General features: G+C 63.0%; 14 protein-coding genes. 2 read left to right on the top strand and 12 right to left on the bottom strand.

Annotated features, from left to right (window positions below; translation table 11 throughout):
* Nucleotides 1-53 precede the first annotated feature (53 nt).
* From AC0L14_RS23305 to AC0L14_RS23280, 6 genes are all read right to left on the bottom strand, one after another.
* Complete coding sequence (locus tag AC0L14_RS23305) at nucleotides 54-1,178, bottom strand: sugar ABC transporter substrate-binding protein (protein WP_123152034.1); 1,125 nt, start codon at nucleotides 1,176-1,178, stop codon at nucleotides 54-56.
* Between the two features lie 299 nt (nucleotides 1,179-1,477).
* Nucleotides 1,478-2,506, bottom strand: a complete 1,029-nt coding sequence (gene gntR, locus AC0L14_RS23300) for an HTH-type transcriptional regulator GntR (protein WP_473485165.1) — start codon at nucleotides 2,504-2,506, stop codon at nucleotides 1,478-1,480.
* A gap of 235 nt (nucleotides 2,507-2,741) precedes the next feature.
* The gene (locus tag AC0L14_RS23295) at nucleotides 2,742-2,963 is read right to left on the bottom strand and encodes a hypothetical protein (RefSeq protein ID WP_027154326.1); all 222 of its coding nucleotides are present in this window, start codon (nucleotides 2,961-2,963) and stop codon (nucleotides 2,742-2,744) included.
* A 121-nt stretch (nucleotides 2,964-3,084) separates the two neighbouring features.
* Entirely contained in the window at nucleotides 3,085-3,495 is a 411-nt protein-coding gene (locus AC0L14_RS23290) for an SRPBCC family protein (RefSeq protein ID WP_473485164.1), read from the bottom strand.
* Nucleotides 3,492-3,815: an ArsR/SmtB family transcription factor gene (locus AC0L14_RS23285; protein ID WP_473485163.1), complete on the bottom strand. Its 324-nt coding sequence runs from the start codon at nucleotides 3,813-3,815 to the stop codon at nucleotides 3,492-3,494. Before AC0L14_RS23285 ends, AC0L14_RS23290 begins: the two co-directional genes overlap by 4 nt.
* A 193-nt stretch (nucleotides 3,816-4,008) precedes the next feature.
* Nucleotides 4,009-5,181 carry an MFS transporter gene (locus AC0L14_RS23280; protein ID WP_473750888.1) on the bottom strand — a complete coding sequence of 391 codons (1,173 nt, stop codon included), beginning with the start codon at nucleotides 5,179-5,181 and terminating at the stop codon, nucleotides 4,009-4,011.
* Between the two features lie 235 nt (nucleotides 5,182-5,416).
* Here AC0L14_RS23280 and AC0L14_RS23275 point away from each other — a divergent pair, with 235 nt between their 5' ends.
* A complete protein-coding gene (locus AC0L14_RS23275) occupies nucleotides 5,417-5,704 on the top strand; it encodes a DUF3175 domain-containing protein (protein WP_123152037.1) in 288 nt (95 codons plus the stop codon).
* 10 nt (nucleotides 5,705-5,714) lie between these two features.
* On the opposite strand, the gene AC0L14_RS23270 is transcribed toward AC0L14_RS23275, so the two are convergent.
* Together AC0L14_RS23270 and AC0L14_RS23265 are read right to left on the bottom strand one after the other, a co-directional pair.
* Complete coding sequence (locus AC0L14_RS23270; protein WP_473485162.1) at nucleotides 5,715-6,491, bottom strand: FadR/GntR family transcriptional regulator; 777 nt, start codon at nucleotides 6,489-6,491, stop codon at nucleotides 5,715-5,717.
* 102 nt (nucleotides 6,492-6,593) lie between these two features.
* Entirely contained in the window at nucleotides 6,594-7,490 is an 897-nt protein-coding gene (locus AC0L14_RS23265; protein ID WP_473485161.1) for an NAD-dependent epimerase/dehydratase family protein, read from the bottom strand.
* 155 nt (nucleotides 7,491-7,645) lie between these two features.
* Between AC0L14_RS23265 and AC0L14_RS23260 the strand changes: the two genes are divergently transcribed.
* Nucleotides 7,646-8,578 (top strand): NAD(P)-dependent oxidoreductase, encoded by a 933-nt coding sequence (locus tag AC0L14_RS23260; RefSeq protein WP_473485160.1) that lies wholly within the window; start codon nucleotides 7,646-7,648, stop codon nucleotides 8,576-8,578.
* Nucleotides 8,579-8,935: 357 nt separating this feature from the next.
* On the opposite strand, the gene AC0L14_RS23255 is transcribed toward AC0L14_RS23260, so the two are convergent.
* From AC0L14_RS23255 to AC0L14_RS23240, 4 genes are all read right to left on the bottom strand, one after another.
* Nucleotides 8,936-11,401 carry a PAS-domain containing protein gene (locus AC0L14_RS23255; RefSeq protein WP_473750876.1) on the bottom strand — a complete coding sequence of 822 codons (2,466 nt, stop codon included), beginning with the start codon at nucleotides 11,399-11,401 and terminating at the stop codon, nucleotides 8,936-8,938.
* Nucleotides 11,402-11,473: 72 nt separating this feature from the next.
* A complete protein-coding gene (locus tag AC0L14_RS23250; RefSeq protein WP_473485158.1) occupies nucleotides 11,474-12,571 on the bottom strand; it encodes a branched-chain amino acid ABC transporter substrate-binding protein in 1,098 nt (365 codons plus the stop codon).
* A 366-nt stretch (nucleotides 12,572-12,937) separates the two neighbouring features.
* Entirely contained in the window at nucleotides 12,938-13,735 is a 798-nt protein-coding gene (locus AC0L14_RS23245; RefSeq protein WP_473485157.1) for a FadR/GntR family transcriptional regulator, read from the bottom strand.
* A 134-nt stretch (nucleotides 13,736-13,869) separates the two neighbouring features.
* Nucleotides 13,870-14,859 carry a sugar-binding protein gene (locus tag AC0L14_RS23240; RefSeq protein ID WP_473485156.1) on the bottom strand — a complete coding sequence of 330 codons (990 nt, stop codon included), beginning with the start codon at nucleotides 14,857-14,859 and terminating at the stop codon, nucleotides 13,870-13,872.
* Between the last annotated feature and the right edge of the window lie 158 nt (nucleotides 14,860-15,017).

The following is a 15,017-nucleotide window of genomic DNA, read 5'->3' as shown; positions in this document are numbered from 1 at the left end:
GCTTGTTCGTTAGGACCGGCGCCGCGGGATATCCCGCGACGCCGAGCGACAGTCTACTGGTTTTCCTTGCTCTGGCCCATGATTTCCTGCGCGGTGAAGTTGATGCCGCAGGTCGGGAAGGAGTTGCCGACGAAGAAATTGTCGGATTGGTCGGGGAAATAGTCCTCGCCTTCCTTGAAGTTCGGATCCTCGACGATCGCCAGCGGCAGCTTCACCGCTTGCGGGACGACCTGGCCTTCGAGCGCGGCAATCGCCGTCTTGATGGCGACCGCTACCTGGGCCGGGCCGGTTCCGGCCGACGAGCATTTCAGCCCCTCTGCGGCAAACTTCGCGCAGAATTTGCGAAAGCCATTCTCCGTTTCGCCGCCGAACGGCACGAACGGATGCTTGGCATCGATCATCGCCTGAACGATGCCGGTGTCGCCGCCCTGCCCGGTGATGCCGTCGAAGGGACCGTTGGTGGCGATCGCGTCGGCCGTAGCCTTTTGCGCCACGCCATCGTCCCATTTGCCGATGACTTCGGTGACCTCCCACTTCTTGCCGGAAGCGTTGAAAACCTCGTGGATGCCGTTATGGCGGTCGGTGTCGACCGACGTGCCGGCAACGCCGCGCACCTCAAGGATCTTGCCACCATTGGGCACATGCTTGACCAGCCAGTTGGCCCACAACTCGCCAAGGCCTTTCTGGTCGACATTGACGTTGATGGCGTCCTTGGTGTCGAGAATGTTGTCGAAGGCGACCAGCACGACGCCGGCTTCCTTGGCGCGCTTGATGACCGGTCCGAACGCTGTCGGATTCTGCGCGTTGACGACGATCGCGTCATAACCGGAATCGATGAAGTTGTTGATCGCCGAAATCTGCGCCGGCACATCTTCGCCGGTCGACACGACCTTGAATTCCTTCAGTTTCGCCGCGACCTCCGGCTGCGCCGCATAGGCCTTCGCCGTCTGCACCATCTGGATGCGCCAGGTGTTGGCGATGTAGCCATTGGCGAGCGCGATGCGGTACGGGCCTTCCTTCTTGGGGAACTTGAAGAACTGCGTGTCGGCCGCCCACGGCGCGAAGCAGTCCGGCTCGGCGGACGGGCCTTTGACGATTTCGGCTTCGGCGAGCGCCGACGAGCTCAGCATGACGAATGCAGTGGCGGCAACGATGCCACCAACAAGTGACTTGAACATCGATATTCCTCCCAGTTGCAGTTTTTGATTGCTCTTACGCATGTCGCGCGTCCGGCCCGGCACCTCCCGCCTTGCCCCTCGCGCCTTTCAGGCGGCCGAATGCCGACCCGATCTCCTCCCTTGTCGCTCGGCTAACCGAAGTAAAAACTATCATATTATACATAATAAACAAGCATGAGCTGTCGCTTATATATAATAAACAGACTTCGGTCTTTGCCGCGTGCTTCCTCCCAAAGGCAGATGGTAGCGCTACCCATGACGCCGTGTAAAGCGTCATTTCGCGATGCCTGGAAGTGCTTTCAGCGGGCAGTGCTCTCGCGGCACCTGAGCTCGAAGCCGAGGTCGACGACCGGCTCTTGCGGCCGCTTGCCTGCAATCGCCGCGAGCGCCATCGCGACCGACAGCCGGCCGATCTCGTAGCGAGGCGTCCGGACGCTGGTGATGGATGGAAAAGCCACTTCCATCATGTCGAGATCGTTGAAGCCTGTGATGCCGATCGTCTTCGGCACGGCGATCGAGGCGCGGTGGCACTCGAACAGTACGCCGAGCGCAATGTCGTCATTGTTGCAGAAAACTCCGTCCAGCGTCGGCACCTTGGCCAGCGCGTCACGAAACAGTTCGCGCCCGAGCGTCACGCTGGACGGCACCGGCGTGGTGGTGATCAGCCGCGCGTCGAACAGACCGGCCGCCTCCATCGCCGCGCGATAGCCGGCCAGTCGACGCTGCGAGCGTGGGTCCATGCGCGCGCCGATGAAGCCGATGCGACGATAGCCCGTTTCGATCATGTGCTCCGTCGCCGCCTTGCCGCCGTCGAAATGCGAGAAGCCGACCATCATGTCGACCGGATCGGGCCCGGTCTCCATGACCTGCACCACCGGACAGCCGGCCGTCTCGAGCAGTCTTCGCGACGTTGGCGTCTGGTCGATGCCCGCCACGATCAGCGCCGCCGGGCGCTGCGGGCCGAACACCTGCAGCAGCCGTTCCTCCTCGAGGCCGGAATAATGGGTATTGCCGAGCTGGATGCGGTAGGAACTGTCGGACAGGCTGTCATAGATGCCGCGCAGCACTTCGGCAAAGACGCTGTTGGTGAGCGACGGCACCAGCACGCCAAAGACCTCGGCGCGCGCCGAAGCCAATGCTCGCGCATTCGGGTCGGGCAGATAGCCGAGTTCATCGACGGCCGCCTGGATCTGGCGGCGCAGATCCTCCGAAACACGCCCCGGCTCGCGCAAGGCGCGGGAAACCGTGATGGCGCCGACGCCGGCCATACGCGCGACATCGGCAATCGTCGGACGGCCGCCGCCGCGGCGCGAGCGCGGTTTGGTCATAGCCTTGTCCCGAACGCGGCGCCTTCGCCGAAGCGCGGCCGCGAAATGCTGTTCAGCGTCTTTGCCACTGTCGCCATGCCAACCCGACTTGCCGCACCCGTCTGGCGTCGCGCAGCCTTACCCCATTGTCAAGCGAACCGGCCAGGACAGCTACCCGAACTCGGGTAGCGCCACAGTTGGAATTTCGGCTGTGGGTGGGTTCGCGGGCGTCTTGTCGTCCACCGTGCTCAGGCTTCTACGCCGTGCGTCGTCCGCTGCGCCACCTCGTGGCATAGGGCAACGCGAACAAGTAGAGACCGCTGAGCATGAGCAAGCCGAGCGGGATCAGCGGCATGAGGTACACCCAGTAGGCGGGCTCGACACCTACGCCCAAGGTGATGAAGATGGCAGCGACGACCGCCGTAAAAATGATCGACAGCCAGCGGTGGAATTGCCGAATCCACGTGTTCCAGTTCATGAGCACCTCCTCTGAAGACGAGCTGAAGCGGATCGGGTGACCCGCTTGGCGCCAGCCTTCTTTGCAAGCTTGTTTGATTTGATGACGTCTCGTTGGCCATGCCCGTTGGCGCCGGCACGCCTTACTCTATCCGCGCCAGGACCTGCTCCAGGTTCGCTAGGAACCGCTGCCATCCGTATTGGGCACCCTGGTAGTACTGCTGCTGATCCGGCCGGAAGCCCAACTGCTCCATGCGCAGATGGGTCCCCGTGCTCGTAGGGGTGAGCGTCCACGTGACGACACTTTTGAGATCCTTGGTATCCCACGTGTAAGACAGCGTCTTGTTGGGCTCGACTGCCTGGACCTGACAGTCGACCGCGCCCCAGTCCGCGCTAAGATTGAAACGGTGCCCCTCGTCTGGCTTGAAATCGTTCTTCATCAGCCACTCCTCGATCAGGTGTGATTGCGTGAGCGCGCGCCAGATCTTTTCCGGCGGAAAAGCGACCTCCCGTTCGACGACGACGGCGCGCGTTTTGGTCTCAGTATTGGTCATTGGTCCATCCTTTTGAGCAAATCTTCGAGGTTGTCGAACCGGCTTCGCCAGAACCCAGCCATTTGGTTCGTCCAGTCTATCAGCGGCGCCAAGGCGCCGAGCTCCGCGCTATAATGCGTGTTGCGGCCTTCATGACGGTCGCGCACCAACCCGGCCTGCTTCAGCACCCCAAGATGCTTTGACACGGCCGGTTGCGAGACGCCGGCCCGAGCGGTCAGGGCCGCGACGGTCTGGTCTCCGTCGCGACACAGCCGCTCGAAGATGGCCCGTCGCGTCGGATCGGCAAGCGTTTTAAAGAGGATCTCGTGGGGCTGTGGCATCGTGATCGATAACTCGCTGGCTATTTATAAACCAATAACCACCGAGATATGTGTAAGTCAAGCAGGAACGTGGACCGGAATCCGCGTCTCAGGAGCCACCGCCCATGTCTTGCTACCACCGATTGCGGACTGTCATCGACTAGTCAGCGAATTTCCGCTCGGGGTCGTGAGCCGAAATTCAAAGGGTCAGTGCTCAGGCCATCGCCGCGGCGCTGCGCCGCGCTTTCCACAGCAACAGCACCATGGCCGCTATGTTCAGCAGGTTCCAGGCGATGCCGTTGAGGAACGCGGCGGCGTAGGAGCCGGTCAGATCGTAGATCCAGCCCGACATCCAGCCGCCGATCGCCATGCCGAAGATGGTCGCCATCATGACCATGCCGACGCGCTGGCCGGCCTCCTTGGCGGGCATGTATTCGCGCACGATGATGGCATAGCAAGGCACGATGCCACCCTGCGACAGGCCGAAGACCAGCGAGACGACGTAAAGCGACGCTAGCCCGTCGAAGCGGATGTAGAACAACAGCGACAGGGCTTGCAGCACCGAGCCGATCAACAGGGTTTTCACGCCGCCGATGCGATCGGCAAGGAAGCCGGACGCCAGCCGGCTGACGACGCCCGCCGCCAGCATGATCGACAGCATGTCGGCGCCACGCGCCACGCCGTAGCCGAGGTCCATGCAATAGGCGACGATATGGACCTGCGGCATCGACATCGCCACGCAGCAGCCAAGGCCGGCGACGACGAGCAGCACCTGCAGGGCTGCCGGTGACAGTGAGATCGGCTGGACGGGCCGGCTGCCGGGAGAACCGGGAGCGGCGGCATGTGGTGCGCCGCGCCTGAGCAGCAGGATCAGCGGCACCATGGTCGCGAGGCAGACGACGCCGATCCCGGCATAGGTGAAACGCCAGCCTTCGGCCTGCATGACAAAGGGCATCGCCAACGGCCAGATCGCCCCGGCGAGATAGTTGCCGGCGGCGGCAGCCGTCACCGCGACGCCGCGGCGGCGGTTGAACCAGTGCGAGATGTCGGCGATCAGCGGCCCGAAAATCGCCGAGGTGCCGAGGCCGATCAAAAGTCCCTGGACAAGAGTGAACTGCAGGATCGAAGTGGTCAGCGACGCCAGCAGGAAACCGGTACCGAGCGCCACCGAGGCAATGAGCGCCGGGATCCAGTAGCCCATGCGGTCGATGGCGCGGCCGACCAGCACATTGCCGGCGGCGAAACCGACCATGGTCGCGGTATAGGGCATCGACGCGGCGGCGCGATCGACGCCGAATTCCGCCTGCACGGCGGGCAGCACCACGACCACCGCCCACATGCCGACGCCGCCGATCGTCGCCAGCAGCACGGAAATGCCGAGCCGCATCCAGGCATAGGCGCTGTCGATGCCGCGGCTGCTTGCCTGGCTGGAGACGGTTGTGGTCAAGGCGTTTCCTGTCCGCGATTCTGCAAAATCGACCGGTTCGACACCACTATCGGTGCATTGGCGGCGCCGTGCAGCGCCACGACAGGCAAATCCGTGGCTCCAGGGATTCGAGCTGCGGTGGAACAGTGGCTGCCGTCCCGGAGTTTTATCAACGCACCAATGGAAGGAGTTTGTCATGACCGCGAAAAGGAAATGGTCGGCCGAGGTCACCGAGCACAGCGACGCGCTGGACCTCGAGGAACATATCTTCGAATCCCACGATCCCAAGAAGATCGCAGCCTCGCTGAAGCGATCGGCCGAACACAGCGAGCGGCGCAAGGCCGAGCCGTTCCAGTCCGCCATGTCAATGCTGAATTTCTACATCAACCGTGCCGGCAAAAACCTGCCGGCCGAGCAGAAGAAAGTGCTGGAGGACGCCAAGGACGAGCTGCGCGCCGCGTTCGGGCGCCCGAAACAAGATTAGAGGATCGACTTTACCTCGACTTGATGACGCCGTCGGTGTTGGCCAGGAGCTTGCGTACCGCGTTGCGCGCCGCATCCGGCCGCTGCAGGCGGATGTTCTTTTCGATCGCTTCGTGCAGCTTCTGCGCGTGCTGCAAATCGTCCAGTTCCCGCGTCGTATAGGCGAACAGATGATCGAACGCCGATTCGATCAGCACGCCGAGCGGCACCAGAAGATCGTTGCCGGATGCACGCAGGATGGCCAGATGAAAACGCGTATCGGCGCGCGTGCGCTCCTGCAGCGTCGTCGCCTCCCCCATCTCCCGGCAGGCCTGGCTGATCTCGGCCATCTGCTCGTCTGTGCGCCGCATGGCGGCAAAGGCGGTCGCTTCCGGCTCGATGATGTGGCGGAACTCCTGCACCGTTTTCAGGAACACCTCGCGGTCGGGCGATGTCGCGTACCAGGCGAGCACATCGCGATCGAGCAGGTTCCAGCGCTCTTTCGGCTCGACCCAGCTGCCGATCTTCGGGCGCGAGGCCAGCAGGCTCTTGGCCATCAGCATCTTGATCGCTTCGCGCACCGCCGAGCGGCTGACGTCGAAGGTCTCGGACCATTTGGCTTCATTGGGCAGGATGGTTCCCGGCGGATAGTCGCCGCGCACGATCCTGAGACCGATTTCGTTGGCCAGCGACGCATGCACGCTCGACCCAGGCATACGCGCCGCGTCAGCGCGACGCACGACTGCCGGGCGCTCGGCGGACGCCGCCTTGGCCGGTGTTTTTCTCTTATTCGGCTTGCCGTCCCGCATGCGTTCACAAAGTCCGGATTCCGAAAGCTGTCAAGCACGGGGAAAGCCTCGGGCTGCAATGCCTGCTTCTGTGCACAGATCAGCCCGGATGCATCGACCTCGTCATGTCGTCTTGACGTATTTCCGCCAGCTGTGTTCCGGGCGGAATCCGAGCATATCCCGCGCCTTGCGGTTGGAGAGCAGCGTTTCGTATTCACCAAGTTCGCCCTTGACCGGCACGCCGGGATAAAACCGCTTCAGCAATTCGGCCGTCGGCAGGTCGGACGAGGTGTCGTCATTGGCGGCATTGAACACCTGATAGCCGAGCCCGTCCTTTTCGATGGCGCGCAACGTGATCTGGCCGAGGTCGCGCGCGTCGACATAACTCCAGGCGATCCGCTTGCGGAAACCCGGATCGGCGAACCATTTCGGAAACAGCGAATATTCATGCGGCTCGATGACGTTGCCGATGCGCAAAGCGTAGATGTCGATGCCGCTGCGCAGCGCGAAGGCGCGCGCCGTCTTCTCGTTGACGATCTTCGACAGCGCGTAGCTATCCATCGGATCGACATCGTACTCCTCGTCGAGCGGGAAATGTGTCGGGTCGCGCGGCTCGTTGGCGAAGACCAGCCCATAGGTCGTCTCGCTGGAAGCGATCACCACCTTGCGGATGCCGAGCTTCACCGCCGCCTCGATGACATTGTAGGTGCCGAGCGCGTTGATGCGGAACACCTCGTTGTCGGGCGTGATCATGATGCGCGGGATCGCCGCGAAGTGCACCACGGCATCGACCGGCTGCGCCCGCAACGACGGGTCGAATTCATGCAGGCCCATATAGCTCGACAGCGCATTGAACACCTGCCCGCTGTCGGTGATGTCGGTGACCAGCGTGCGCACCTTGGGATTGTCGAGCGGCTTGGTGTCGATGTTGAGCACCTGACAGCCCTGCTCGACCAGATACTGCACGACATGACGCCCAGCCTTGCCGCTGCCGCCGGTGAACATGATCCGCTTCGTCATTTTGCTCTCCACATTCCCTGGAATACATGTGTATTGTCAGACAATATGGCATTCCGCAATCGCCTGCCAACCGCCTGCGGCGAAAACCGGCTTCAACAATTCGCCTGCCAAAGTGCAGCGCCGTCATCGATATCAGCAACACAGGACGACACGACATGAATACGACTGCCGCGAGCGAAAAGATCGGCTTCATCGGACTTGGCTTGATGGGCCACGGGATCGCGAAGAACATCGTCGATAAGGGCTATTCCCTGACGTTTCTCGGCCGCAAGAACCGCGCGCCGGCGGAAGACCTGCTTGGCCGGGGTGCGGAGGAAGCCGCGACCTCGCGCGACGTGGCAGTGGCATCTGATATCGTCTTCATCTGCGTCACCGGCTCGCGCGAGGTCGAAGCTATCATACGCGGGCCCGGCGGCCTCAAGGAAGGCCTGAAGAAGGGTTCGGTGGTCGTCGATTGCTCGACCTCGGATCCGACCTCGACGGTAACGCTTGCCGCCGAACTCAAGGCGCTCGGCGTCGACTATGTCGATGCCCCGCTGAGCCGCACGCCGAAGGAGGCGTGGGAAGGCACGCTCGACGCCATGGTCGGCGCGTCGGACGCGGTCTTTGCCCGGCTGAAGCCGGTGCTCGACACCTGGGCCGGACGTATCGTCCATATCGGCGACACCGGCGACGGCCACCGTATGAAGCTGCTCAACAATTTCATCTCGCTGGGCTATGCGGCGATCTATTCCGAGGCGCTGGCGCTGGCGCAGAAGGTCGGCATCTCGCCGCCGCGCTTCGACAGCGTCATCCGCAACGGCCGCATGGATTGCGGCTTCTACCAGACCTTTATGCGCTGGACGCTGGAAGGCGACCGCGATGCGCACAAATTCACCATCGCCAACGCCTTTAAGGATCTCACTTATCTCGAATCGATGGCGGGTGCCGCAGGCATCGCCAACCCGCTCGGTAATGCCACCAAGAACGCCTTCGCCGGCGCATTCGCCGCCGGGCCGGCCGATCAATATGTGCCGATGCTCGCCACGCATATCGGCAAGATCAACGGCGTCGACCTGACGCCGCCTACAGCGCCACGCGGACGATAAGACGCGCAATGAAGGCTGCAGAGCCGACATGGAATTTTCATGAGCCCAAAGCCTGATTCATTGCAATAGAACCAGGCGCTATGCTCCTGTTTGATCATCATCTTCCGAACCGAACCTTTAGGACTATCATCTATGGGCAAACCCGATCAGCCAGCGCAAATGGCCAAGATGGGTAGAATGTTGCCATTCATCTCGACGATGAGAACGAGCAAGTGGCGCCAATTGCCGACCTTGCCAGCGACGCCGGGAAGGTAAAGTCTCGGCCCCAAGGAGGCGCTGGCGAAGGAACCATCCCTGCGTTGGTCGACAAGGTGAGCGCTGTGGAAGGCGACGAACCGGGTGCGGGCGCGAGCCCCACTACCCAAGCTTGTGACAAAGTCGATTGAGCACGTCTCGAAGCGCATTAGCGGCTTGCTCACGCTCGTCAGCAGACATCAGCTCGGGTTCAGCCTCCAGGCTGAGATGCGGCAGCACGGTTCGAACGGCGCTGCGGGCGGCGACCATATTGGCCTTCAGATCGAGGACGCGATAGGTGGCGACGGGATAGGCGATGCCCCTGACCTGGATGTGTCCCAGTTCCACGCAGGCGATAGTGTCCTTCACTTGCGCAAATGTCTCATAGGAAATGAGCACGGCGCCCGGCGGCGCCTCCTGCTCGAGGCGTGAGGCGAGATTCACGGCGCCGCCGATGATCGTGTAGTCCATCCGGTCTTCGCTGCCGAAGTTGCCGACGGTGCAGTAGTCGGTATGGATGCCGATGCGGCAGCGCAGCGGCGTTTCGATGCCGATGTCACGCCAGATTTCGGCAAGGTCGGTCATCCGCTTCTGCATGGCGAGGGCCATCTCGACGCAGGCGAGCGCGTCCTCCTTGACACCGCGAGTCTCCGGATCGCCGAAAAACATCAAAATCGCGTCACCGACATACTTATCGATCGTCGCGCCGTGATCCGAAGCAATTTTCGACATTTCCGTCAGATAGTGGTTGAGGAGCTGGGTGAGATCCTCGGACTCCATCTTGTCAGTGGTCTCGGTAAAGCCAGCGATGTCTGAGAAGCATATGGTCAGCTTCTTGCGCTGGCTGGCGATCCTGACGTCCTGACGGCCGGAAAATATCGATTTGTACACCTGCGGCGCGAGATACTTGGCCAGCTTGTTGGAAAGCGCCTCGAGAGCCGCGGACTTCTCGGCGAGGTTTTCCTCCCGTTGCTTCAGCTCCGTGATGTCCGAGTAGACGGCGACCGTTCCGCCGCCGGTGATCCGCCGCTCGCCTATCATGATCCATCGTCCATCGCCGCGCCGTTGCACCCAGGGGTCGCCAGGGTTGCGGTGCCGGGAGAGCCGCTCGGCGACCCATTCCTCGACCCGCCCCTCGGCATCCTTGATGTAGCCGCGCTCAGCGGACCGGCGGATGATCTGCTCGAATATCGTGCCGGGCGTCATTTCCTCCAGGCCGGCGTAGAGCAGTTCGCGATAGCGGCTGTTGCTGAGGACGAGCCGGTCCTCCCGGTCATACAGCGCGAAACCCTCAGAGATGCTCTCGATGGCGTCGACGAGCCGCTGGCGCGCCTCGGCGACCTCGCGCAGGTTCTTTTCCTCGACCTCGACCGCGGTGTCCCGGAACAGCCTGAGCGCCTCGGCCATGCGGCCGATTTCGTCTCGGCCGGCGGCAGGTAGGTGCGCTCGAAGATTGCCGCCAGCGATCGCGAACATGCCTTGGCTCACCGCCCCCAGCCGGGCGAGAAGGCTTCGGTCAACATAGAGCCAGACCACCAGAACCGAACTCAGAAGGCTGAGGAAGGCGGAGCCAAGGACAACTCCGGTGCCGTAGCGCTGGACGACCGCGGCTTCGAGACCGGACGCGGTGATCTCGCGGTCCGCCGCGACGACCAGCCGATCAACGGCAGCGGTGAGGCTGCGCGACAGCCGATTGTTTTCGCCGAGAAGCTTTTCGCCCTGCGCCAGGACGGCGAGCTCGTCCTGGCGGGCCTTGGGGATGCTCTTTTCGCCATCGATCAGCGCCTTAAACTCGTCCACCCGTTGTCGGAAGCGGACCTGCAGCTTCTCGTCGATCTCGGCTGAGATCGTTTCCAGAGCGGCAAGGGACCGGCGCAGCGGAAACAGGATCAACGCCAGATCGCCCGGAGTCGACGCGTCCGCCGTCCTGATCAGAGCGTCGTTGACCGCCGACATCTCCTGGTGCGCCCTCTGTTGGGGGACGTAGGCTGCAATCGCCTGGACGAGATCGGCCATGACCGCCGCGCTTCGATCCGGCGCGAGCGATGCGTCGGCCGCGGCCGCCCGCCACTGCGCGAGCCTGGAATTCATCACCAGGATGCCGGGGGCCACGAGACGCTGGCCTGCAATTGTCGTCGCCGACAAGCGGCGCAGCAGCTCTTCCTTGCGCGCGACCACGGCGAGGCGCGTGGCAACAAGGTCGTCGAGAGCGTCGAGGTTGCGCCTGAGACCGAGCACCGCAGCCTCGATCTCAGCCACCGCTGGCGTTCCAAGCGCGGCACCCTTGAGCGCGGCCAGCAGCTCCTCGAGTCGCGTCATCTCGACCCCGATCGCGGCCGAGACTTCGTTGTGCCGGGCTTTGCTAGTCGACGTCAGCACGGCCGGCGCAATGGCCGCGACCCGCTCGGCCTGGCGCGACAGCTGGAGGGAGGCAAGCGCCGACGGCACCCGATCCCTGGTGATGCGGTCGACGACGTCGCCGACCTGGAGAAAGGCATACAGGGCAGCCGCTGTTGCCAGCACTGCGAAGGCGCTGATCCCGAAAAAAGCCAGCAGCAGGCGGCCGCGTATGCCGAGGCGTTCAAGCATCGCGGCAACGCTTTGATCCGAATGAACCCGCTAACGTGGTCTGCATCAGATATCTCAAGCGGCGCACCGCCCTTACTCGACCGGCACGTACTCTCCACTTCGCCAGACGTACCATACCCAGTTCTGGGTCGAGAGATCGCCCTTGTCGTCGAAATCGATCGAGCCCAGGACAGTGTCGAACTCCTGCCCGCGCAGGGTCGCGATGACCGTCGCCAGCTCCAGCGAACCTGCCTTCTCGACCGCCTGCGCCCAGACCTGGACGGCAGCGTAGCTCAGCAGCGTGTAGCCTGCGGGCTCGAAGTTTTCGGCACGGAATCGCTCCACTACCGGAGCCGCTTCGGGGTTTCGCCGTGGGTCCGCGGAGAACGTGAAGAGGGTCCCCTCGGCCGCGGGGCCGGCGATCAGGGCAAATTCCTCGGTCGCCAGGGCATCGCCGGAGATGATCTGAACCGCGTAGCCGCGGTCGCGTGCGGCGCGAACAATCAGCGCAACCTCGGCATGATACCCACCGACATACAGCACGGCGATGCCAGCGGCCTGTAGTGCAGCGACCTCGGCCGAATAGTCGTCCTTGCCTGGGGTGTACGCGTCGTAGACAGCTTCGGTCACGCCCCGCTTGTTCAGCTGCTTTCTGGTCTCATCGGCGAGACCTTTCCCATATGTCGTGCTGTCGTGAAGGATCGCGACCTTCTTGTCGCTCCAGTGATCGGCTAGGTGGTTGCCGGCCACGATTCCTTGCGTATCGTCGCGACCAATGACGCGGAAGACGTTGGCCCGACCCTGTTCGGTCAGCTGCGGATTGGTCGATCCCGGCGAAATCTGCAGAACTCCCGCCGCCTCGTACACCTTCGATGCCGGGATCGAGGCTCCGGAGCAGTAGTGACCGATGACGAGCACCACGCCATCAGCGACCAGCTTCCGGGCTGCCACCACCGCCTGTTCGGGATCGCAGAAATCGTCGACCGCGATTAACCCCACCTGCTGGCCGAGAACGCCGCCCGCCGCATTGAAGTCGGCAACAGCCATCTCTGCCCCACGCTGCCCCTGCTCGCCAATCCAGGCGAGCCGCCCCGTCATCGCGGCCGAAACCCCGACCAATACCTCCGCGCGCGCGGGGCAGATGAACAACGCCGCGAGCGCCACAAAAGCCACTGTGATGATACGGTGCATGGATGACACCCCAAGCGTGTAGTTTACGCCAATCTCGTCAACGCCGACAGTCCTTTCCGCGAACGTGGATATCTTGGCTGTTCCTGCAGCGCACTCGTCTCGTCGTTGATTAGGCTTCTACCTGGATTTGCCATATCCCTGCGCGGGTTAGTTGACGGCTAAAGCGCTCGCGCTTGCCGAGGTTCTCAACAAAATCGGGCCTAAGCGGTTGTTGCCATCGCGTGCTACGAAGTGGATTGCCCCCTTTGCAGACATTCCGGCCCGACCTACGAACGTCGCCTTCGGGTCATGGGCGGGAGTTCGGCCGAGCGCGAACGAGTTTCCGCTTAGAGCCGAACTTTCCGTTCAGAGCGATTGGGTTTGACCTTACCGCCGCGACCGCCCGATAACGTCGTCGGTGTTGGCGAGCAGTCTGTGCACCGCGGTGCGGGCTGCAGCCGGCCGCTGGAGCCGGATGTTCTTCTCGATCGCCTCGTGCAGTGACTGTGCCCGCCGCTGATCGCTGGTCTCGCGGGTGACGAAGACGAACAGGTGGTCGAGCGCGGATTCGATCAGCACGCCGAGCGGCACCAGGAGGTCGTTGCCCGACGCCCGCAGGATGGCGAGATGAAATCGCGTATCGGCGCGGGTGCGCTCGGGCAGCGTCGCCGCCTCGCCCATCTCCCGGCAGGCCTGGCTGATCTCGGCCATCTGCTCGTCTGTGCGCCGCATCGCGGCAAAGGCGCTGGCTTCCGGCTCGATGATGTGGCGGAATTCCTGGACGGTGCGCAGGAACATTTCGCGATCGGGCGCCGTCGCGTACCAGGCGAGCACGTCGCGATCGAGCAGGTTCCAGCGCTCCTTCGGCTCGACCCAGCTGCCGATTTTGGGGCGTGATGCCAGCAGGCTCTTGGCCATAAGCATTTTGATCGCTTCGCGAACCGCCGAGCGGCTGACGTTGAAAGTCTCGGACCATTTGGCCTCGTTGGGCAGGATGGTTCCCGGCGGATAGTCGCCGCGCACGATCCTGAGGCCGATTTCGTTGGCCAGCGACGCATGCACGCTCGATCCGGGGATCAGCGCCGCGTCGGTACGGCGCGCGCCGGGCGGACGGGCAGCCTGTGCCTTGACCTTGGCCCGTGCCTTGACCGTTGTAGGTCGCTTTTTCAATCTTGCGTCCGACATCCATGTTCCCCGGCACAGGCTGAACTCAAGGCGCGGCAAAGCAGGAGCGGTTCGCCCCAGCACTGTCACCTCGCACGTTTCGTGAACCGGTGTGACGGGGCGCCCGGCCAGCGGACGCCCCGAAACCTGCGAACCTACTTCTGGATGCAGGTATCGACCGTATCCTTGGTGCACTCGTCGAGACCGGTGAAGACCGGATCGGCGACCGGCTTGCCTTCGATCAGGTCGATCATCACCGAGGGTGCCTTGTAGCCCATCTCGAACGGCCGCTGGCCGACCAGTGCGGTCACCAGACCCTCCTTGGCAATGGCCACCTCGTCACCGATCGTATCGGCCGCGCCGATGACGAACTCGTTGCTGGCGATCTTCTCGGCCATCGGCTTGAACAGGTCGCGATAGGGCTGCGGCGCACCGAACAGCGGCCAGCCGCCCATGATGCCGAAGGCGTCGAGATCGGGATTGGCGGCGAGGATATCGGTCATCGCCTGCACGCCCTTGGCGCCGTCGTCGTTGGTGAACACCGGGCAGCCGGCGACCTCGGTCCAGCCGCCCTCGCCGGCGAGCGCCGGGAGATCCTTCTGGCCTGTAAGCGCGTCGCGCATGCCCTGAGCGCGGCGCAGGATGTTGTCGGCCGCCGGATTGCCTTCGATGGTGCAGATCTTGCCGCCGTCCGGCTTGGCCTTCTTGATATACTCGCCGATCTTGTAGCCCATCAGATAGTTGTCGGTGCCAAGATAGGTCTTGCGCAGCGCCGCATCTTCCTTGCTGAGGTCGGCGTCGAGCGTCATGATCGGGATCGACGGATTGGCGCTTTTGATCGTCTGCGCGATCAGCGGCGCGTTGGACGGCGAAATGGCCATCGCCACCGTGTCTGGCTTGCTCAGCATGTCCTGAACGATCTGGGCTTCGCCGGCCTCGTCCGAAGTCGACGCCGGACCGGTGTAGAAGCATTCATATTCCGAGTTGGCGTTTTCCGAGTTCCATTTCTGGCAACCCTGGTTAATGGCCTCGAAGAACGGATTGTCGAGCCCCTTCACCACGATGACGAGCTGTTTCTTGGCCATAGCCGGCCCGGCGCCCAACGCCAGCATGGCGACGGCAGCGAGCAATAGTGATTTCCTCATTTCAGTCCTCCCTTGAAACAGACGGACACGGCGTGCCCGCCACACAGACCAGCCCGGATGCGCGATGACAGAGGTTCGTTTCGCGAGCGCTCGTGTCGCCAAGCCGGGCCGATAAGTATTTCCAGATGCGATCACAGACCAGCGCGATATGGACGCTG

The sequence above is a fragment of the Mesorhizobium sp. WSM4841 genome (genome assembly GCF_055811515.1).
The sequence above is the reverse complement of the archived record's forward strand: the minus strand, read 5'-3'. Positions and strand labels throughout refer to the sequence as shown.